14 protein-coding genes are annotated in these 21,608 nt (G+C 67.6%); 11 read left to right on the top strand and 3 right to left on the bottom strand.

All coding sequences use genetic code 11. The features are described 5' to 3' along the window. Nucleotides 1-2,406, top strand: a complete 2,406-nt coding sequence (locus tag EV650_RS02635) for a glycoside hydrolase family 3 protein (protein WP_134114942.1) — start codon at nucleotides 1-3, stop codon at nucleotides 2,404-2,406. A gap of 19 nt (nucleotides 2,407-2,425) precedes the next feature. On the opposite strand, the gene EV650_RS02630 is transcribed toward EV650_RS02635, so the two are convergent. After that, nucleotides 2,426-3,397 (bottom strand): ArsR/SmtB family transcription factor, encoded by a 972-nt coding sequence (locus EV650_RS02630; protein ID WP_134114940.1) that lies wholly within the window; start codon nucleotides 3,395-3,397, stop codon nucleotides 2,426-2,428. A 59-nt stretch (nucleotides 3,398-3,456) separates the two neighbouring features. Between EV650_RS02630 and EV650_RS02625 the strand changes: the two genes are divergently transcribed. The 3 genes from EV650_RS02625 to EV650_RS02615 are packed head-to-tail and all read left to right on the top strand — an operon-like array spanning nucleotide 3,457 to nucleotide 6,111. Further along, a complete protein-coding gene (locus EV650_RS02625) occupies nucleotides 3,457-4,731 on the top strand; it encodes an MFS transporter (protein WP_166677994.1) in 1,275 nt (424 codons plus the stop codon). After that, nucleotides 4,643-5,458, top strand: coding sequence for an ABC transporter ATP-binding protein (locus tag EV650_RS02620; RefSeq protein ID WP_134114936.1), 816 nt, complete (start codon nucleotides 4,643-4,645; stop codon nucleotides 5,456-5,458). Before EV650_RS02625 ends, EV650_RS02620 begins: the two co-directional genes overlap by 89 nt. Then, nucleotides 5,455-6,111, top strand: a complete 657-nt coding sequence (locus EV650_RS02615; RefSeq protein WP_134114934.1) for a hypothetical protein — start codon at nucleotides 5,455-5,457, stop codon at nucleotides 6,109-6,111. The genes EV650_RS02620 and EV650_RS02615 overlap by 4 nt, the downstream gene beginning before the upstream one ends. Here the strand turns inward: EV650_RS02615 and EV650_RS02610 are convergent, their stop codons facing one another. Both EV650_RS02610 and EV650_RS02605 read right to left on the bottom strand, forming a co-directional pair. Further along, on the bottom strand, nucleotides 6,112-7,158 hold the full coding sequence (locus EV650_RS02610) for a LacI family DNA-binding transcriptional regulator (protein ID WP_134114932.1): 1,047 nt from the start codon (nucleotides 7,156-7,158) through the stop codon (nucleotides 6,112-6,114). 4 nt (nucleotides 7,159-7,162) lie between these two features. Beyond that, nucleotides 7,163-9,520 (bottom strand): glycoside hydrolase family 3 N-terminal domain-containing protein, encoded by a 2,358-nt coding sequence (locus EV650_RS02605; protein ID WP_238173990.1) that lies wholly within the window; start codon nucleotides 9,518-9,520, stop codon nucleotides 7,163-7,165. A gap of 269 nt (nucleotides 9,521-9,789) precedes the next feature. Between EV650_RS02605 and EV650_RS02600 the strand changes: the two genes are divergently transcribed. The 7 genes from EV650_RS02600 (at nucleotide 9,790) to EV650_RS02570 (ending at nucleotide 21,567) form a co-directional block, all read left to right on the top strand. Beyond that, the gene (locus EV650_RS02600) at nucleotides 9,790-11,136 is read left to right on the top strand and encodes an extracellular solute-binding protein (RefSeq protein WP_134114930.1); all 1,347 of its coding nucleotides are present in this window, start codon (nucleotides 9,790-9,792) and stop codon (nucleotides 11,134-11,136) included. A 115-nt stretch (nucleotides 11,137-11,251) separates the two neighbouring features. Beyond that, nucleotides 11,252-12,193, top strand: coding sequence for a carbohydrate ABC transporter permease (locus EV650_RS02595; RefSeq protein WP_134114928.1), 942 nt, complete (start codon nucleotides 11,252-11,254; stop codon nucleotides 12,191-12,193). A gap of 1 nt (nucleotide 12,194) precedes the next feature. Beyond that, entirely contained in the window at nucleotides 12,195-13,076 is an 882-nt protein-coding gene (locus tag EV650_RS02590; protein WP_134114926.1) for a carbohydrate ABC transporter permease, read from the top strand. A 198-nt stretch (nucleotides 13,077-13,274) separates the two neighbouring features. Next, on the top strand, nucleotides 13,275-15,497 hold the full coding sequence (locus tag EV650_RS02585; RefSeq protein WP_166677993.1) for a HelD family protein: 2,223 nt from the start codon (nucleotides 13,275-13,277) through the stop codon (nucleotides 15,495-15,497). Further along, nucleotides 15,494-17,248 (top strand): ATP-binding cassette domain-containing protein, encoded by a 1,755-nt coding sequence (locus tag EV650_RS02580; protein WP_238173989.1) that lies wholly within the window; start codon nucleotides 15,494-15,496, stop codon nucleotides 17,246-17,248. The genes EV650_RS02585 and EV650_RS02580 overlap by 4 nt, the downstream gene beginning before the upstream one ends. After that, nucleotides 17,245-19,014, top strand: coding sequence for an ABC transporter ATP-binding protein (locus EV650_RS02575; RefSeq protein ID WP_134114924.1), 1,770 nt, complete (start codon nucleotides 17,245-17,247; stop codon nucleotides 19,012-19,014). Before EV650_RS02580 ends, EV650_RS02575 begins: the two co-directional genes overlap by 4 nt. Nucleotides 19,015-19,161: 147 nt before the next feature. Further along, nucleotides 19,162-21,567, top strand: a complete 2,406-nt coding sequence (locus EV650_RS02570; RefSeq protein ID WP_134114922.1) for a transglycosylase domain-containing protein — start codon at nucleotides 19,162-19,164, stop codon at nucleotides 21,565-21,567. The last annotated feature ends 41 nt before the right edge of the window (nucleotides 21,568-21,608 follow it).

Raw genomic sequence — 21,608 nt, 5'->3', positions numbered from 1 at the left:
ATGAACTTCGACGACCTGCTCGCGCGCCTCACCCTCGAGGAGAAGGTCCGGCTGCTGACCGGCCAGGACTTCTGGTCGACGCACCCGCTGCCCGGGATCGGCCTGCGCTCGATGGTGCTGTCGGACGGCCCGAGCGGCGTCCGCGGTCCGGTCTGGGACGAGCGCGACCCGTCGCTGAACCTCCCGTCGGCAACCGCGCTGTCGTCGTCGTGGGACCTCGACATCGCCCATCGGTACGGCGTGGTGTCGGCACTCGAGGCCCGTCGGAAGAACGTCGACGTCGTCCTCGGCCCGACCATCAACCTGCACCGTTCGCCGCTCGGCGGCCGGCACTTCGAGGCGTTCAGCGAGGACCCGGTCCTGACGGCCGAGCTCGCCGCGGCGTACGTCGCCGGCGTCCAGGAGCTCGGCGTCGGCGCCACCCCGAAGCACTACGTCGCGAACGACTTCGAGACCGAGCGCTTCACCGCGAACGTCGTGGTCAGCGAGCGCGCGCTGCGCGAGCTGTATCTGCTCGCCTTCGAGAAGGCGGTCACCGACTCGAAGGCTTGGCTGGTGATGAGCGCCTACAACTCGATCAACGGCGCCACCGCGTCCGAGAACGATCTGCTCGAGACCCCGCTCAACACCGACTGGGGCTTCGACGGCGTTGTCGTCAGTGACTGGACCGCCATCCGCAGCGTCGAGAGCGCCAAGCACTCCCAGGACCTGGCCATGCCCGGCCCGGTCGGCGCCTGGGGTGACGCGCTCGTCGAGGCCGTCCGCTCCGGCGAGGTCAAAGAGGACGCGATCGACCGCAAGGTCCGTCGGCTCCTCGCACTCGCCGCCCGCGTCGGCGCGCTCGAAGGCTACGAGAAGCCGGCCGACGTGCCTCAGCTCGACACTGTCGGCTTCGCTCGTACGGCGGCTGCCGAGGGAACCGTCCTGCTCAGCAACCAGAGCGCGCTCCCCTGGCGATCCGAGGAGCTGACCAAGGTCGCGGTCATCGGCCACAACGCCCGTGACGCCCGTACTCAGGGCGGCGGCAGCGCGACCGTGATCCCGGAGTCGGTGGTCTCACCGCTCGACGGACTCCGCGTAGCCCTCCCGAACGCTGAGGTCACGTACTCGATCGGCGCCGTCGTACAGGAAGGCGTCGCCGAGCTGCCGCTCGCCACGATGACCAACCCGCAGACCGGCGAGCGTGGCTCCCGCGTGCGCTTCCTGGCGGCCGACGGATCCGAGCTGTACGCCGAGGACCGGTTCACCAGCGCACTCGTCTACCTGGGCGGTGACGCACCGATCGCCGAGACCGCGGTCTTCGAGTTCCGCACCACCTGGACCCCGGCCGAGTCCGGCGCGATCCAGCTCGGCTTCGCCTCGGTCGGCCGCGGCCGGATCTTTGCCGACGGCAAGCTCCTCCGCGAGGACACCGCGGTCCCGGTCGGCACCGACCTCGGCGCCGCTCTGCTTTCGCCGCCCTCGATCTCCACACCGCTCGAGGTGACCGCCGGCCGGCCGATCGACGTCCGCGTCGAGCTCGAGCTGCCCAAGGTGGAGGGCGGCATCGGCAACGCCTTCAGCATCACCATCGGTGTCGAGCCGAGCAACGACGATCCGCAGGCCCTGATCGACGAGGCCGTCGCGGCGGCGCGGGATGCCGACGTGGCGCTCGTTGTCGTGGGCACCAATTCGAAGGTCGAGTCCGAGGGCTACGACCGGACCTCGCTCGCGCTGCCCGGCCGGCAGGACGACCTGGTCCGCGCGGTCGCGGCCGCCAATCCCCGCACGGTCGTCGTGGTCAACGCGGGCTCACCCGTCCTCCTCCCCTGGCGGGACGAGGCCGCCGCGGTGCTGGCGACGTACTTCGGTGGTCAGGAATACGGGAACGCGCTCGCCGACGTTCTCCTCGGCCGGACCGAGCCCGGCGGTCGCCTCCCGACCACCTGGCCGCGCGAGCAGGAGGACGTCCCAGTCATCGACGTCACCCCGAAGGACGGCGTCGTCCGGTACGACGAGGGCATCCACATCGGCTACCGCGCCTGGTTGAAGGCGGGCACCGAGCCGGCGTACGAGTTCGGCCACGGCCTCGGCTACACCACCTGGGAACTCTCCGACCTCCGCGCGAACGACCCGACGTCGGTCGCGCTGACCGTCCGCAACACCGGCGCCCGCGCCGGCAAGCACGTCGTCCAGGTGTACGTCGAACGCCCGGACAGCACCGTGGATCGCCCGGTCCGCTGGCTGGCCGGCTTCGCCGTCGTCCGTCTCGACGCCGGCCAGGCCCGCGAGATCACGGTCCACCTCCACAAACACACCTTCGAGCACTGGCAGAACGGTTGGACGACCGAGCCTGGTGCTTTCACAATCCGAGCCGGCTCGTCGGTTTCGGACCTGCCGCTCTCGACAGAGCTTCAGGTTCGTTAGCTGCCCGGCTGCGCGAGCTTTATCGGGGCTCGGGGCGGTTCGACGCCGGTCGTCGCACGACGCGACGGCCGGTGTCGGACTGCCAGTACAGCACTGACCGCCCGGACCGCCGGCGCTCCAGCAACCCAGCGTCGGTCAAGACCCGTAGGTGATCCGAGACCGTCGCCAGCGAGAGACCGGTGGTTGCTACCAGCAACGTTGTGCTGACCGGCGATACGGCCTCCGCCAGGATGCGAGCGCGGTTGCGTCCGAGCAGCTGCACCAACGGCTCGTCCGGCGTCGCTGTGGTCGCGAAGATGCCGGTCACTGGGTAGGCCAGCGCGAAGCGATCCGGCAACCGCCAGCTCACGTTGACCCGCTGGGTGTGCGCCGCGATGAACATCAGATCGTGCCCACGGACGTCCGTCACCGGATAGTCCCACCTGTTGACCTGGATGCGTCCGTCGCCCAGCCACCGCACGTCCGGCCCGAGCCCGCGGAGTACCCCGGACCACCCTTGCTCGCTGAGCCGCGACGTCCGCGACACGATGTCCGCCTGCAGTACCCGGAACCGGCGCGGCCACTCCGGCTCGATGGTCGTCGTCCAGATCCACCGCAACAACCCGGCCGCCTCGGCAGCCAGTCCGCTCGTGTCGAGCAGGATCCGCGGCAACGGCGTGCGTACGACGCTCAGGTCCGCGCGAATGTGGTCGTCGGAGAGTGCGAGCAGTGGCCCGAGCTCGTCCTCCAGCGCGAGATCGGGTTCGAGCGGTGGGACGGTGAAGAAGTCGGCCGCCCAACTCGTCCCGAACGCGCTCTCGACGATCGCCGCCCAGACCGGGTGCTGCTTCAGCTGGCTCTGGAAAGCGCGGCCGTGTGCGTCCTTCCACGGCCGGAACCACGGCTCGACCGGGACGCGCAGCAGCTTCAGCGCCGACACGGTCTCGGTGAGTTGCGACGTACCGAACCGGGCGGTCACCAGGGTGTCGGCATCGACCAGGAACTCGGACAACGTTTCGCCTCCACCCGAAACTGTAGGCGGGATCCGGCCCGCGGTCGATGCTGCTCGGCATGGGAACGTATCGAGCGATCTTCGCCAACCGGGAGTTCCGCAGCCTGTGGATCGGCAGCGCGCTGGGCAACGCGTCCTCGACGATGACCAGCCTGACGCTGGCGATCGTGGTCGACGCGACCACCGGGTCAGCGCTGCTCGCGGCGATGATCATGTTCGGCCCGTCACTCGCCCAGGTCCTCGGCGTGTCCACGCTGATGTCGGCGGCCGACACGGCCCGGCCCCGGCAGATCCTCACCCTGCTCTCCATCGCCTCGACCGTTGCGGTCGGCATCCAAGCCGCCCTCGATCTGTCCGCCGGTCTGCGGCTGCTGCTCTCGCTCGCGATCGCGTACGGTCTCTCGATCGGCGCCGGCGTCCGCTGGGGACTGCTCGGCGAAGTGGTCCACAACGACCTGTTCATCCTCGGCCGGTCCGCGATGAACCTGTCGGTCGGAGCGATGCAGATCGCCGGCTTCGGCATCGCCGGCATCCTGCTACAGGCGGTCAGCCCGTCGACCGTTCTCTGGATCGCGACCGGCTTCGCGGCCCTCGCCGTACCGGTCATCCGGTTCGGCCTCAGGGACCGCTCTCCGCGCCGGGTCGCGCGGACCGGCCTCGCCGAGACCTGGCGCGGCAACCGCCAGTTGCTGGCCCAGGCTCGCACCCGCCCGCTCCTCCTCGCGCTGACACTGCCGAACGGGCTGATCGTCGGCTGCGAGGCCCTCTTCGTCCCGTACGCCGGAGCTCGCGCCGGCTGGCTGCTGGCCGCGGGAGCCGCCGGGATGATGACCGGCGATCTCGTCGTCGGCCGCTACCTCACCCGCAACGGCCGACGGATCGCGGGACAGTGGCTCCGGTTCGTGCTCGCCGTACCGTTCCTGGCCTTCGCATTCCAGCCGCCGATCGCCGTCCTCTGTGTGCTCGTCGCGCTCGGCAGCAGCGGCTACTCAGCTTCGCTTGCCCAGCAGGAGGTTCTCGTCGACCTCACTCCGGCGGAGCTGCGCGGTCAGGTCCTCGGACTGGAGAGCGCGCTGCGGATGACGACGTTCGGCGTCGTCGCGATCCTGGCCGGTGCGCTGGCCGATCTGACCGCGGCAGCTCCGGCGATGACTGTGTTCGCTGCCGCCTCGCTGCTGGTGTCCGTCGTCCTGACCCGCCCGCTGTCCCGGGTGATGAGCCCCGCCCGGTGGATAAGCTCGCCGCATGGAAGTGGTCCGGCTGCGGAAGGTCTCCAAACGGTACGGGCGGCGGGAGATCCTGGCCGACGTCGACCTGCAGGTGAACGCGGGTGAGTTGCTGGCACTCATCGGTGCCAACGGCTCCGGCAAGTCCACGGTCCTGAGGCTGATGGTCGGTCTGTCCCGGCCGTCCTCGGGATCGGTGGAGCGGAACGCCCGCGCGGTCAGCTACGTCCCGGACGTCTTCGCGTCCCACGATCGGCTCTCGGCGTCGGCGTACCTGCGGCACATGGGCCGGATCCGCGGGCTCGATGCGAGTACGGCGAGACAGCGCGCGCTCGGGTTGCTGGATCGGCTCGCGCTCTCGGGCGGGGCGGACACGCCGATGCGCATGCTGTCGAAAGGCAACGCACAGAAGGTCGCGCTGGCGCAGGCGCTGCTCGATCCGCCGCAACTGCTCGTCCTCGACGAGCCGTGGGCGGGCCTCGACGCGACCGCGCACGCGACCCTGCGCGAGCTCCTCACCGAGACCGCCGAGCAAGGTGCCGCGGTCGCGTTCACCGAGCACTCCGCCGATGTCGTCCGCTCGACCGCGACCCGAGTCTGCGAGATCGAGCACGGCATCCTCACGACGCTCGGACAGCAGCTCAACCTGACCGAGGTTTCTTTGGTGCCAGGCTCCGAGATCGACTGGGCACAGCACCCCGACGTTCTCGACGTACGCCGCGATGCCGGGAACGTCACGTTGACGCTGCCGACCGGCCGCCACGATGCGGCCTTGCTGACCGCACTCAACCACGGCTGGTCAGTCACCACCGTCCGGCAGGTGAAAGCCCAGTGAGCGCCCTCTACCGGTACCTGCTGATGAGCGTCCTGCTATCGCAGCGGTATCTGCCGCCGACGTTGATCTTCCTCGCGGCGATGGCCGTCGGGACGACCTCCGACAACGGTCCGCTGCAGTCGTCGTACTCGTTCTGCGTCCTCGCGATGCTGGTGTGCACGACCTGGTTGACCGTGAGCATCCTGAATCACGAGGATCCGACGCAGCGACAGATCACGGTGGTGATGGTTGGGAGTTCGCTCCGCGTACTCGTGATCACGGTTGCCGTCGTCGTCACCTGGTGCGTGCCGCTGCTGGTCATCGGCCTCGTCTACCCGATCGTCACCGGGAAGCACGTCGTCACCGCCAGCGACCTCGCGGTCGGTGCGGCCGCGCAGCTCGGGGCCGCGCTGGTCGGAGCGGCGATCGGGCTGTTGTGTTCGCGGCTCGTGATCCGGCGGATCGGGATCGCGATGCTTACCGCGGCCGCCGCGATCCTGCTCGCCCTGCTGCTGCAGTGGATCTCCCCGATCCGTCCGATCATGACCGTGCTGTCCAACGAGAAGACGGCCGGGGCCAACGCCGTACCGCTCACTCTCCTGGCGGCGCTGTCCGTGGTGTTTCTGATCGCCGCCGTCTTCGCGACGAAAGCCCTTGCAGACCGGAAGGAATGATCAGGAGGCCGCGACCGACGACAGCTCGTGCGGAGCGGCCGAGCCGCGGACGATCAGGGTCGTCGCGAGCTCGACGTGGTGCGAGGAGACCTGCTCCCCCGCCGCCAACTGCAACGCCGTCCGGAGCGCGACCGCGCCCATCTCACGCAGCGGCTGCCGCACGGTGGTCAGCGGCGGCGACGCCAACCGGGCCACCTCGGTGTCGTCGAAGCCGACCAGGCTGAGGTCCTCGGGCACCCGCAGACCGCGCGCCCGCGCCGCCTCCAGGATCCCCAGTGCGACCTCATCGCTGCCGGCGAAGATCGCGGTCGGCCGGTTCCGCAGGTCGAGCATCGCCGATCCGCCGGCCACACCGTCGTCGTACAGGAAGTCGCTCAGCCAGATGTACTCCGACGGCACCTCCACGCCGACCGAGTCCATCGCACTGCGGAAGCCGCTCATCCGGGCCTGGTTGCATGCGGAGGTCGGCTGGCCGCCGATGTACCCGATCCGGCGGTGCCCGAGGGAGAGCAGGTGCTGGGCCGCGGCCATTCCGCCGGCAAAGTTCGTCGAGCCCACACTCGTCACGTCCGGCTGCGGGATGTTCGCCGGATCGACCACCACCAGCGGCAGCCGGGCGCGCGCCAAAGCGGCCAGGTCGGCGTCGGCCAGCTGGCTGGTGATCCCGATCGCGGCCTGGCGGCTGTTGCCGATGATGTCGCGGATCCAGGGCGCGGCCCGCCCGCTGCTCGACGCCTGCGGGTGCGGTGGGTGCGCGTTCAGTACGACGTCGACGCCCGCCGCCTGACCGGCCTCGACGACGCCCTGGATGACCTGGACCGAGTACGCGTTCAGGACACCTTGGTAGAACAGCTCGATGGTCTCCCGGCGCGCGGGCTCCGGACGGCGGCCGACGTACCCGTGCTTCTCGAGGATCTCCTGGACCCGTGCGCGAGTGGCCGGCGAGACGTCGCTGCGCCCGTTCAGCACCTTGGAGACGGTGGCGACCGAGACGCCGGCCGACCCGGCCACCGTGGCCAGGGTGACGCGACCCTTCAACCGAGTCATCTCGTCAGCCTCCGCCGGGATCCTGAATTGTCACCGGCGTCGTCAGGACCCGGTCGTGCCCGACCACCCTCACATCCCCGGTGATCCGGACGATGGCGCGACACGGCAGGTCCATCGACGACGTGCCGAGCATCACTTCGAACTCGCCGGGCTCGACGATCCGGCGCAGGTCCGGGCCGGTGTAGGCCGTCCGGTCCGCGTGCACCCGGAACGTGACGTCGGCCGCCTGGCCGGGCTCGAGCGAGACCCGCGCGAACCCGGTCAGCAGCTTCAACGGGCGCGCGACCTGGGCGACGACGTCGCGCAGGTACAGCTGCACGACCTCGTCGCCGGCCCGGTCGCCGGTGTTCGACACCCGCACCGTCGCGGTGAACTCGCCGTCATTGCCGATCTCCGGCGCGCTCAACCGGAGATCGGCGATCGTGAAGTCCGTGTACGACGCTCCGTACCCGAACGGGAACAACGGCCGGACCTCGAGCCCGCTGATCCCGGCACTCTCGACACTTCCGAGCGCCGGCTGCAGGTACGTACCGGGCTGCCCACCGACGTGCCGCGGGATCTGCACCGGCAGCTTGCCGCTCGGCACGATCCGCCCGCTCAGTACGCCGGCAATCGCAGCGGCTCCTTCCTGGCCCGGGATGAATGCCTGCACCAGCCCGGCCACCCGGTCCGCGATGCCGCCGAGGGCGTACGGCCGACCCGACATGACCACGACGACAACCGGCTTCCCGGTCTCGAGCAGCGCGTCGAGCAGGTCGCCCTGGACACCGGGCAGCCGCAGGTCCTCCGCGTCACACCCCTCCCCCGACGTCCCGTGACCGAAGAGCCCAGACAAGTCGCCGACGAACGCGACGCACAGATCGGAGTCCTGCGCCGCCGAGACAGCGGCTGTGAACCCGGACCGGTCGTCGCCGATGACCTCACAGCCCTTTACATATGAGAGAACCGCGTCCGGCAGCTCGTTGTGCAAGGCATCTACCGGCGAGGTGATCTCGATGCCCATGCCGCGCTCGGGGTAGCGCGGCAGGACATGGTTCGGGAAGGCATAGCAGCCCATCAACGTCCGCGGGTCGTCCGCACACGGACCGACCACCGCGACCTTACGAGGGTTTGCGAGCGGCAGGGCCGAGCCCGCATCCAGTAGTACGACGGACTTCTCGGCGAGCTCACGGGCGATCGCCCGGTTGTCCGCCGAATCCAGGTCGACGTCGGCCCGCACTGAACCCTCCGCTGTCCAGTCCTCGTCGAGCAGACCGAGCTCGGCCTTCTGCTGCAGCAATCGCAGCGCCGCGCGATCGATCAGTTCCTCGGATACTTCTCCCGCCTTCACCTTGTCCAGAAGGCCACCGAAGCTGACCGTGTCCGGCAGCTCGACGTCGGTCCCGGCAGTCAACGCGACGACTCCGGCGTCGTTGTTGTCCTCGGCAACTCGATGCATCGACGCCAGGAACGGCACCGCCCAGTAGTCCGAGACGACCGTCCCCTCGAAGCCCCATTCGTCCCGCAGTACGTCGGTGAACAGCCACGAGTCCGCACTCGCGGGCAGTCCGTCAATGTCGGCGTACGAACTCATGACCGACCCGGCGGCGGCCGTCGCGATCGCAGTCTCGAACGTCGGCAGGATGATGTCCAGCAGCTCGCGCTTGCCCATCGACACCGGACCGTGGTTGCGCCCGGCGCGCGAGGCGGAGTACCCGGCGAAGTGTTTGAGGGTGGCGATCACGCCCGCGCTCTGCAGGCCACGCACGTACGCCGAGCCCAGGATCGCAACCAGGTAAGGGTCTTCGCCGATCGTCTCCTCGACGCGACCCCAGCGATAGTCCCGCACGACGTCGAGCACCGGCGACAAACCTTGGTGCACGCCGGCCGCGGCCATGTCCCGCCCGATCGCGGCAGCCATCCGCTCGACCAGCTCAGCGTCGAACGTCGCACCCCAGGCGATCGAGGCTGGATAGACAGTCGCGCCGTACGTCGTGAATCCGGTCAGGCACTCCTCGTGCACCAGCGCCGGCACGCCGAGCCTCGAATTCTTCAGCACCACCTCGTGTTGCCGGACCACCTCGGCGATGCCCTGCTCGACCGACTGCGGGTAGCTGCCCCAGACCCGGGTGAGATGACCGAGGCCGTCGCGGCTCGCTTCCTCCAGCGACAACTTGCCTCCGACCGAGAACACGTCCTCCATCGGCGCGACGTTGATCGTCTCGTCCTTGGGGAGCTCGGCGTCGGCCATGTCGTTGCCGGCCCAGCGACTGCCCAGCTGCGCGACCTTCTCCTCGAGCGTCATCGCCCGCAGCAGCAGGCCGGCCCGCTCGGCGGCGGGCAGCGCCGGGTCGCTCCAGGGCCGGTCAGTCGAGGTGGACAAGAAAATTCTCCCTTGATGATCATTCATTTCGGTGAGCAATTATCGAAAAGTTTTCGAAACTCTCCGGTCGACCTCGGTCAACTCCCGACGGTCTGTGAATCGCCTGTGACAGCAGACGATCGCGTGACCTCACTGTGACCCCGAAGTGCCCTTAGTTCAAGTCTTGACAGCAGTATCTCCGAAACCTATGTTTCGAAAACAAGTCATTATCGGCAGGTGCTTCCGCAACCTGCGGGGCAGCATGGAGTACGGAGATCACAGTGGATCCCATGGCGACATCCCGTCGTAACTTCCTCGGTCTGGTCGGCGGCGGCGCGCTGGCGGCCGGCCTCGCGGCCTGCGGCAGCTCCGGCCCGAGCAGCACGCCCGGTTCGACCGCCGGAGCGGCGGCCGGCAGCGGCACGACGTACTGGTTCCTCACCGGACAGCCGCAGCAGGCCATCCGGGAGGCCCAGGTCAAGCGGTTCAACGACGCGAACTCAGGGTCGAAGATCAAGACCACCGAGTTCCAGAACGACGCATTCAAGGCGAAGATCAAGACCGCGATCGGAGCCGGGCAAGGCCCGACGCTGATCTGGGGCTGGGGCGGCGGCGGCCTGAAGGCGTACGTCGAAGCCGGCCAGGTCGAGGACCTGACCGACTGGTTCAACGGGCAGACCGACCTGAAGAACTCGATCTTCCCGTCCGCGTTCACGGCGGCGACCGTCAACGGCAAGCTCTACGCCGTGCCGGGAGAGACCGTCACGCCGATCGTGCTGTTCTACGACAAGCGCGCGTTCGAGAAGATCGGCGCCGAGCCCCCGCAGTCCTGGGGCGACATCATGGACCTGGTGCCGAAGTTCAACGACAAGGGCATCGCGCCGTTCTCGCTCGGCGGCCAGTCGCGCTGGACCAACATGATGTGGCTGGAGTTCCTGTTCGACCGGATCGGCGGCAGCGAGGTCTTCCAGAGCATCTACGACGGCAAGGCGAACGGCTGGTCCGACCCGTCCGCACTCAAGGCGCTCGACGAGATGCAGAAGCTGATCAAGGCGAACGGCTTCATCAAGGGCTTCTCGTCCATCACCGCCGACTCCAACGCCGACCAGGCGCTGCTCTACACCGGCAAGGCCGCGATGATGCTGCACGGCGCCTGGACCTACGGCAACATGAAGTCGTCCGGCAAGGACTTCGTCACCGGCGGACACCTCGGCTACATGAACTTCCCGCCGGTCGACGGCGGCAAGGGCGACCCGACCGACACCGTCGGCAACCCGGGCCAGTACATGTCGATCTCCTCCAAGGCCGCCCAGGCCGACAAGGACAACGCGAAGAAGTTCATCTCCGGCTACACCCTCGACGACGCCACGGTGGATGCCTGGGTGAAGTCCGGCAACATCCCGGTCGTGAAGAGTGCGAAGGACAAGCTCGCGTCGATCAGCGACAAGAACGACTCCGAGTGGCTGAACTTCGTCTACGACACCGCGGCGAACGCGAAGAACTTCGCCCAGTCCTGGGACCAGGCCCTCAGCCCGACCCAGGCCGAGACACTCCTCGACAACATCGCCAAACTGTTCCAGCTGTCCATCTCGCCGCAGAAGTTCGCCGACAACATGAACGCGGTGATCGGCCAGTGACTCTGCTGATGCCACGCCTCCGGCGCGGCGGGTCATGGGGCTGTAACTCCCGGCCTTCCCTCGTCGCTCCGGTCGCTTCGCTCCCTCCGCTCCTCAGTCCAGGCCGGGAGGCCCCATGACCGTGGCCGCTCCGCCTGTCGCACCCACGACCGGCCGTACAGTTTCTTCGGGCACCGGCTCGGCGCGGGTCGGGCGGAGCGGCTCGGTCGCGTGGATGGTGTTGCCGGCACTGGTGATGTTCTTCGTGTTCGGTGTCGTCCCGCTGGTCGGCGTACTCGTGCTCAGCTTCACCCAGTGGGACGGCCTCGGCGCGATCCACCCGAACGGACTCGCCAACTGGCGGTCCGTACTTTCCGACCCGCAGTTGCCACACAGCATCCTCGTGACGTTCGAGATCATGATCCTGTCCTGGGCGGTGCAGACTCCGATGAGCCTGCTGCTCGGGACGTTCCTGGCCGGCCGCCAGCGGTACCGCGCGTTCCTGGCGGTGCTGTACTTCATCCCGTTGCTGCTCAGCTCGGCCGCGATCGCGATCACCTACAAGGCCCTGCTCGACCCGAACTTCGGTCTCGGCCCGGGTCTGCACATCGGCTTCCTCACCCAGGACTGGCTCGGCAAGAGCAACCTCGCCATCGGCGTGGTGATCTTCATCGTGTCCTGGCAGTTCATCCCGTTCCACTCGCTGATCTACCAAGGCGGCGTACGGCAGATCCCGACCACGATGTACGAGGCCGCGTCGATCGACGGCGCCGGCCGGGTCCGGCAGTTCTTCAGCATCACCGTGCCGCAACTGAAGTACACGATCATCACGTCGTCGACCCTGATGGTGGTCGGTTCGCTGACCTTCTTCGACCTGATCTTCGTACTCACCGCGGGCGGTCCGGGCGACGCGACCCGGGTCCTGGCCCTCGACATGTACAAGCGCGGCTTCATGTCCAACCAGATGGGACCGGCCAGCGTGATCGCCGTCATCCTGGTCCTGCTCGGCCTGGCCCTGGCCCTGCTGCTGCGACGACTCGGAGGCAGTACGACCGCCAGCCAGCAGGAAGGTGCGTGACATGGCTGTAGCTGCCACTGGGGCTACCACTGGTACGACGACCCGTCCGTCGCGCGCCTACAAGCTGCTCCAACTGAACTGGTTCGGCGGGCTGGCCGGCTGGATCTGGCTGGCGATCGTACTGATCCCGCTGTACTGGATCGTCGTCACCAGCTTCAAGGACCAGAGCGCGTACTTCACCCAGAACCCGTTCGCACTGCCGTCCGCTCCGACGGCCGACAACTACAAGTTGGTGATCCAGTCCGACTTCCCGCGGTACTTCCTGAACAGCGTGATCGTCACCGCGGGCACGATCATCCCGGCGGTCGGGATCTCGTTCATGGCGGCGTATGCGATCATCCGGGGCGCCGGCAGCCGGTTCCTTGCCGGGGTCAACGGGTTGTTCCTGATGGGGCTCGCGATCCCCTTGCAGGCGACGATCATCCCGGTCTACCTGCTGATCATCAAGATGCACCTGTACGACAGCCTACTGGCGCTGATCCTGCCGTCGGTGGCGTTCTCGATCCCGCTGTCGGTGCTGGTGCTGTCGAACTTCATCCGCGACGTACCGAAGGAACTGTTCGAGTCGATGCGCGTCGACGGGGCGACCGAGTGGGGAATGCTCCGCACGCTCGCGTTCCCGCTGACCCGGCCCGCGCTCGTAACCGTCAGCATCTACAACGGTCTCGCGGTCTGGAACGGGTTCCTGCTGCCGCTGATCCTGACCCAGAGCCCCGACAAGCGGACGCTGCCGCTGGCGCTGTGGACCTTCCAGGGGCAGTACAGCGTGAACGTCCCGGCGGTCCTCGCCTCGGTCGTCCTCACCACCCTGCCGATCGTCATCCTGTACGCCGTCAGCCGCAAGCAACTCCTCAGTGGCCTAACCGCCGGCTTCAGCCGCTAGCCCGTCATTTCGTTGCCCACCGCCCCATTCCCGCTCGGGAATGGGGCGGTGATGTTTGAACGCTCCCTTGCGCCGAGACCCCGGAAACAGCTACCGTTGGGTGTTTATGTCGGGCAACAAAAAAGAAGCCCTCTTCGGGCTTCTGGGATCAGCTTAACAAACCTTTCCGGGTTTGTGCAAGAGGATAGCGGGGGCAGCGTGCTGGAACAGGAAATCGCAGCAGAGCAAGGCGATGTGACCGCGATGTACGAACGGCTGGACGTGCTCCGCCGCAAGGCGCAGGGCGAACTGGGCCGGGTGCAAAGCGAGGAAACCACCGGGACCGATCAGGCCCGAACCGAAAGGGAGTCGTTCACCGATCTGTATTCCGGGCGGTTCTCGCAGTTGTCGTCAGTCGAACGCGGATTGTGTTTCGGCCGGATCGACGAAACCGGCGGCGACCGGTTCCACATCGGCCGGATCGGATTGTTCGACGACGACTACAACCCATTGCTGATCGACTGGCGGACCCCAGTCGCGCAGGTTTTCTACCGGGCCACCGCGGCCGACCCGCTCGGCGTCAAGCGCCGGCGCCACCTCCGGCTGAAAGACCGGACCGTGGTCGGTATCGACGACGACATCCTCGACCTGGACGCGCTGGGCGACGCCGACCGCGGCACGCTGATCGGCGAGGCCGCGCTGCTCTCGTCGCTCGGCGCGAACCGGACCGGCCGGATGAACGAGATCGTTGCGACGATCCAGTCCGAGCAGGACGAGATCATCCGATCCGGGCTGCCCGGCGTCCTCGTCGTACAGGGCGGTCCAGGCACCGGCAAGACCGTGGTCGCTCTGCATCGAGCGGCGTACCTGCTCTACACGTATCGCGAGCAGCTCGGGCGCAGCGGCGTACTGGTCGTCGGGCCGAACAGCACGTTCATCCGCTACATCGACCAGGTGCTCCCCTCGCTCGGCGAGACCGACGTCGTGCTGGCGACAATCAGCGAGCTGTTCCCCGGCGTCGTGGCCAACGCATCGGACTCGCCGGAGGCCGCGCGGATCAAGGGCGATCTTGCGATGGCCGACGCACTGGCGCAGGCGATCAGCAGCTTCCGGGTGGTACCGGCGGCTCCGATCCGGCTGAAGGTCGGTCAGCAGGAGCTGGTGCTGCGGCCGGACGCGATCCGCAAGGCGCAGAAGGGCGCGCTGGCCGCGCAGGAGCAGCACAACCGAGCACGCCCGATCTTCGTCCGACGGATCATCAAGACGCTGACCAACCAGGTCGTCGAGCGGATCGGCCGGCAGTACGTCGGCGCCGAGGACGTCGAGGACATCCAGCAGGAGCTGTTCGACGAGGACCGCGTTCTGGAGGTGCTTGACCAACTCTGGCCCGAGCTCACTCCGCAGCTCCTGATCTCGGTGCTGTTCTCCTCAGCCGAGCGACTTACGGCTGCCGGGCTCACGTCCAGCCAACGAGCCGCGGTACTGCGTCCACTCACCGCGGACTGGACCCAGTCCGATGTCGCGCTGCTCGACGAGGCGGCCGAGCTGCTCGGCGACACCAGCGGGATCGTTGCCGGACGCAAGCGTCAGGCCGCCGACGAAGCGGCCGCCGAGGAGGCCAACCGCGAGTACGCGAGCGGTGTGGTCGATATCGAGCTGACCGCCGAACGGATCGAGATCATGCCCTGGGAGATCGAGCAGTTCAGGGACCTGATCGCCCAACGGACCCGCCTGATCGACAACCCGGTCACCCTGGCCGAACGCGCGGCCTCGGACCGGACCTGGGTCTTCGGCCACGTCATCGTCGACGAGGCGCAGGAGCTGTCCGCGATGGACTGGCGAATGCTCATGCGCCGCTGCCCACGCCGTTCGATGACGCTGGTCGGCGACATCGCCCAAACCGGCTCAGCAGCCGGCGTCCGCTCCTGGGCGGAGCTCCTCGACCGCTACGCGCCCCGCCGTTGGCGCAGTACCGAACTAACCGTCAACTACCGCACCCCGACAGAGATCATGACAATCGCCGCGGACGTCCTGGCCCAGATCGACCCGGCGCTGAGCCCACCGACCTCGGTCCGCGAAACCGGCACCGAGCCACTCATCCAGACCGTCCCGGCCGAGGACCTAACGCATGCGTTGACCACCGCGATCAAGTCAGAACGCGAGACCATCGGCGACGGCCGCCTGGCAGTCATCGTCCCAACCTCCCGCTACGACGACTACGCCGCCGCCCTCCCGGACGTCGCCCACACCCACGACCCCTCAGTCCTCGACGCCCCCGTCGGCCTCCTCGACGTAGCCCAATCCAAAGGCCTCGAGTTCGACGCAGTCCTCATCGCCGACCCCGACACCATCATGACCGACTCCACCCAAGGCCTCTCAGACCTCTACGTAGCCATAACCCGAGCCACCAAACGCCTAACCATCCTCAAACGCGCCTCGTGAACCAGCTGCGTGTGCTGTGGCGCGCGTCTCCGGTCTGGTCGGCGGTGGCGCTGGCATTGACCGTGACGGAGGCAGCCGTCCGGACGCTGCTGATGGTTGGGATCGGGCAGTTCGTGGGATCGCTCCCCGCGTCTGCGTCCGCACGGACCTGGCGTTGGTTTCTGGTGGTAGCGGTGCTGTTGCTCGCCGGCCCGATCCTGCAGTCGTCGCTGGCCGCGGTGACTGCCAGGTGTACGACGGCGTACCTGGTTCATGTGTTCGATCTGGTGGCCGAGGTGGGCGTTCATCCGCGCGGAATCGGGCATCTGGACACGCCGGATTCCGCCAGCCGGATCCGGGCCGTCGTGGACGCGACTCGGGACTGGTCCTTCGTGACGGGGGCCGGTGCCATCTGGTTGATCATCGGCCCCCGTCTCGCCGGCCTCGGAGCGATCGCCGTACTGCTGCCGTGGCGGTGGTGGGTTCCGCTGGCCGTCGCGGCGTCGTTCCTGCTGGTCTCGCGGGTGTTCATGAGCTGGATCAGCCTCGCGTTCGACAAGCTGCTGGAGACGACCGGAGATGCTCGCCGACGGGCCAGCTACCTGCGCAGCCTCCTGACCCGGACCGAGTCCGCGAAAGAAGTCCGGCTGTTCGGTCTGACCGACTGGTTGTCCGACGTCTATCGCTCCACCTGGTACGAAGCGATGACGGAGCTCTGGCGGGAGCGACGCAGCGGGCTCGGGCCGGTTCTGCTGGCCTGTTCGGTGATGGCGCTGACCGTTGGTGGCGCGTTTGCCCTGATCGGGCTCGATGTCACGGCCGGGACGGTGTCGCTGGCGGGCGCGGTCACGATGGCTCAGGCGATCCTGCGGTTGCAGAACTTCGGCGTCCTCGGTGATGCCGGTACGGCGCTAGCCCGCAGCACGTCGACTCTTCGTGCACTGGCGAACGTCCGTCAGGAGCTCGGGCTGCCGGCGATCGGACCCGCCGCCGCGCAAGCCGAGTCCAGCCGGTCGACTCACGCAGCGGCAGAAGTCCGGCTCGACGGGGTGAGTTTCGGCTACCCGAGCCGCGCTACACAGGCTTTGAGCAATCTGACTCTCCAGATCCCGGCCGGCCAGTCGATCGCGATCGTCGGCGTCAACGGCGCGGGCAAGTCCACGCTGATCAAGCTCCTGTGCGGGCTGTACGAACCTGATCAAGGAACCGTTCGAGTGGACGGGGCTGACCCTGCCGTCGACGAGGCTGCGCGTCGCCGAGTGGCGGTGATCTTCCAGGACTTCGTCCGCTACCACCTCCCGCTGCGCGACAACGTCGTACTCGGCACCGCCACTGACGACGTACTGCAGCAGTCGTTGACCGATGCGGGTGGGCTGGCGCTGCTGGAACGCCACGGCTGGGACACGGTTTTGTCCACTGAGTACGACGGCGGGACGGATCTGTCCGGCGGTCAGTGGCAGCGGGTCGCTCTGGCCCGTGCACTCGCCGCAGTGGCCGGCGGCGCGGGCGTGCTGGTCTTGGACGAACCCACGGCGGCCTTGGATGTTCGCGCCGAAGCCGCTTTGTTCGAACGATTCCTCGAAGTCACCCGAGGCGTGACGACGATCTTGGTCAGTCACCGGCTGTCCAGCGTCCGGCACGCCGACCGCATCGTCGTACTGGCCTCTGGTGGTGAGGGAATCGTCGAGGACGGCAGCCATGACGAGTTGATGCGGCTCGATGGACGGTACGCCGAGATGTTCGGCCTGCAAGCCCGTCGGTTCGCGCAATGAGGCAGGTTCTTCGTGGGATGGCGCGGGTGCTCGCCACAGCCGTGCGGGTCAGTCCGTGGCAATCGCTGCTGTGTCTGTTCGAGACGCTCGGCAAGGTGCTCGCGGCGCTGTCGCCGTTGTTCATCGGAGTCTTCGCTGCCGGCGCGCTCAAACAGGATCTTCGCCAGATGCTGTGCGCGGCCGCGGCGCTGGTCGGCTCGACCGCGGCCAACACGGCGCTGCAGGCCGTCGGAGTCAACGCGAGGGTTCGGCAGATGGAGCTGGTCGGCCACACCTTCGATGCCCAGATCGCCGAGCTCACTGCGCGGATTCCGACCCTCGACCATCTGGAGAACGCGAGCTACCTCGACAAGCTGCAGATCCTGCGCGACAACGAGAACGCCCTCGGTGGAGCACTCAACACCTTGATCAACACGATCAACACCCTTGCCTACGCCGTCAGCGTCCTCCTCGTCGCGGTGACCGCGGACTGGCGCTTGCTGATCCTGATCGCACTCGGAGCCGCGAGACTGCTCACGGCCCGCTGGTCGATGCGGTGGGAGAAGGCCGCCGAGGAAGCCGCCGCCGCACCCGGCCGTCTGACCCGTCATCTGATCGATCTCACCGTCTCACCGGCCGCTGGTGCGGAGACCCGGGTCTTCGGGCATCAGAGTGAGCTGCGTCGGCGGATCAGACTCGCTGTAGTGGGCTGGCGTCGACCGACCGTCCGCTCCACCGACCGCAATTCCGCGCTGGCCGGCGCCAACTCGGTCCTGTTCTTCGCCACGGCCGTCGTACTGCTGGGCTGGATGACCCGTGACGCGATGGCCGGGACAGTGTCCGTGCAGTCCCTCGTGGTCGCAGTCGGCGTACTGCAAGGCCTCCAGAGCGTGAGCTCGTCATTCGTCAGTGCCGTCGGCAGCCTCACCAAGGTCGGCCGTAACTGCGCCAGATTCCTTTGGCTTCGTGACTACGCCGACGAGGTGGCCGCCGTACACACCGGCCGAAGGCAACCACCAGACCGGCTGCGCGACGGGATCCGGATCGAGCGACTCAGCTTCCGGTACGGCGATTCCGCGCGGGACTCCCTGACGGACATCAGCCTGGACCTACCAGCCGGCTCCGTCGTCGCGCTCGTCGGCGAGAACGGAGCCGGCAAGTCCACGCTCGTGAAGCTGCTCGCCGGGCTCTATCGACCAACAGGAGGTCGCGTCCTCGTCGACGGTGTGGATCTTGCCGACCTGGATCTGATCGGCTGGCGTTCCCGGATGTCCGGCGCGTTCCAGGACCACGCGCGGTTCGAACTCACTGCCCAGAGATCCGTCGGAGCGGGCGATCTCGCCGTACTGGACGATCCGGAACGCGTACTCCGAGCCCTCCACGACGCCGCGGCCGAGGATGTCGTGAATGCACTTCCGGCCGGCCTCGGCACCCGGCTCGGCACCACCTGGCCTGGCGGGGTCGATCTGTCCGGCGGCCAGTGGCAGCGCCTCGCCATCGCCCGCGGCATGATGCGCCAGTCACCCCTGCTAATGGTCCTAGACGAGCCGACCGCCGCCCTTGACGCGGCCACAGAGCACTCCCTGTTCGAGCGGTACGCCGAGGCCCGCCGACCGGGCCGAGTGACCCTCCTCGTAACCCACCGCTTCTCAACCGTCGCCGCAGCCGACCTGGTCGTCGTACTCGACCAAGGCCGAGTGATCGAGGTCGGCCCCCACGCCGAACTCCTCGCCAACCAAGGGCACTACGCCAACCTGTACGAACTCCAGGGCCGTGGCTACCGCTGACCGGGTCAGCCGGGCGGGGCGCCGGGGTCGCGGTGATCGGCTGGCAGTGATGTTTTGGTCACTGGTGGTGAGATCGGTGGGCAAATGTGTAAATTCTGTAACGGGGAACGTGCCGGAGGTCCTCGTCCTGACGTAATCTGCCCAACCATGCACAGAGGCGAGCGGCGGGCCAAGCGGCCCAACGTCGTGATGTCGGTGTTCGTGTTCCTGCTGGTCAGTGTTCTCGCCGGAGCGCTGAGCGCCGGATTGGCCCTCCCCTTCGCCGGTCTGGCCGGGGTGACCACCGCGACGGCACACGACACGGTGCAGTACCTGCCCCAGGACCTGAAGACGGCGCCACTGGCCGAGAAGACGATCATCCAGGACGCGGACGGCCGGACCATCGCGACGCTGTACCAGCAGAACCGGACCCCGGTCACGCTGAAGCAGATCAGCCCGCTGATGCTCAAGGCGATCGTCGCGATCGAGGACGACCGGTTCTACGTGCACGGCGCGATCGACGCCAAGGGCACTCTGCGCGCGCTGCTCCGCAACCAGTCGTCCGGCGGGGTCCAGCAGGGCGGCTCGAGCATCACCCAGCAGTACGTGAAGCTGAACCTGATCAACAAGGCCCGCACGCCGGAAGAGGTCAAGGAAGCCACCGCCGAGACGTACGAGCGGAAGATCGCCGAACTGCGCTACGCGATCGCGGTCGAGAAGGAACTGACCAAGGACCAGATCCTCAACGGCTACCTCAACCTGGCCTTCTTCGGCGACCGCTCGTACGGCGTCGAGGCCGCCTCCATGCACTACTTCGGCGTACACGCCGCCAAGCTCACGCTGCCGCAGGCCGCGATGCTGGCCGGCCTGGTGAAGAACCCCACCGGCTACGACCCGATCGACAACCCGGTCCGCGCCAAGGAGCGCCGCGACGTCGTACTGCGCCGGATGCTGGAGCTGAACGTGATCAGCGCGAAGCAGGCGAACGACGCGCTCAAGACCCCGGTGATCAACCCCGCCAAGGTCCGCGTCGTACCGAGCGGCTGCGCGAACTCGAAGTACCCCTTCTTCTGCGAGTACGTCGTCTCCAAGCTCAAGGCGAACAACGCGTTCGGCAAGACTCCGGAGGAGCGGGAGAACTACATCGAGACCGCCGGCCTGGTGATCAAGACCTCGCTCGACCAGAAGATCCAGGCGGCCGCCCAGACCTCGATCAATCAGCACTCCAAGGCCGGTGACCAAGCGGTCGCCGCGATCACGATGGTCGAGCCGGGCACCGGCCTGGTGAAGGCGATGGCGCAGAGCCGTTCGTACGGCAGCAAGAAGGGCCAGACCGCCTACAACTACAACGTCGAGAAGTCGTACGCCGGCGGGTTCGGCGGGTTCCAGAACGGGTCGACGATGAAGGCCTTCACGATCGCCGCCGCGATCGGCAAGGGCGTGCCGACGACGTACCGGATCAACTCCCCGCAGGTGATCAGCCTGGGCGGCAAGGAGTTCAGCACCTGCAACGGCCCGACCTCGGTCGACAGCTACAACCCGAAGAACTCGACGAAGACGATCCCTGACCCGTCGATGGTCGACGCGGCCCGCGCGTCCACCAACACGTACTTCCTGCAGCTGTCCGAGCAGATCGGCCTGTGTCCGATCGCCACGATCGCAACGAACCTCGGCATGTACGACGCCCAGACCCTGAAGCCACTGAAGCAGGTGGTGTCGTTCACTCTCGGTTCGGCCGGTCTGATCACGCCGCTGATGCTGTCCAACGCGTACGCGACCTTCGCGGCGCGTGGGATGTACTGCAGCCCGCAGATCATCACCTCGATCACTTCGATCAAGTCCAAGAAAACGATCCCCACCCCAGGCCCGAACTGTCACCGGGTGCTCTCGCCGGGGGTGGCGGACGGCGTCAACTACGTCCTGAACCAGGTGATGCAGAGCGGCGGCACCGGCGCCAAGCTGAGGTTCGGCAACAGCGATCTGGCCGGCAAGACCGGAACGATCGACGAGAACCAAGCGGTCTGGTTCTCCGGCTACTCGTCCAAGCTCGCCGCCGCGGCCGTGGTCGGGGATGCCGATCCGCCGGCTTCGAACCTGATCAAGCAGGTCTTCAACGGCAAGAAGCTGAAGGACGCTTCTGGCTCCGGGACCGCCGGTCCGATCTGGGAGACCGCGATGCAGGCGGCGTTGGAGGGCTTGCCGACGAGCAAGTTCGTCAAGGCTGACGACAAGATCATTCGCGGTAACGTGAAGGACCTGCCGTACCTGAAGGGCATGACTCCCGCGGCCGCAGCCGTGAAGCTGCTGTCGATGGGCTTCAAGGTCCAGATGGACCACGGTCCCCAGGTCGACTCGGATGCCCCTGCCGGGACGGTCGCCTGGACGAACCCGCGGCAGGAGGACGGCGCTCCGGCCGGCGCGACGATCCTGCTGTACATCTCGAACGGCAGCAAGGCGCAGCCACCGACACCGCCGGTCACGCCACCGGTGCCGCCGGGGACGATCAAGCCGCCTCCCGGGATCCCGAGCTGCATGCCCTGGGACCCCAAGTGCCACCCCCGACGAGGCGGCTGACCCCAGCCCGCACCTAGCCTGTCGGAACTCACAGGCGAACG

This window comes from Kribbella kalugense (genome assembly GCF_004365875.1).
Lineage (GTDB): Bacteria > Actinomycetota > Actinomycetes > Propionibacteriales > Kribbellaceae > Kribbella > Kribbella kalugense.
This window is presented reverse-complemented; position numbering and strand designations above follow the sequence as displayed.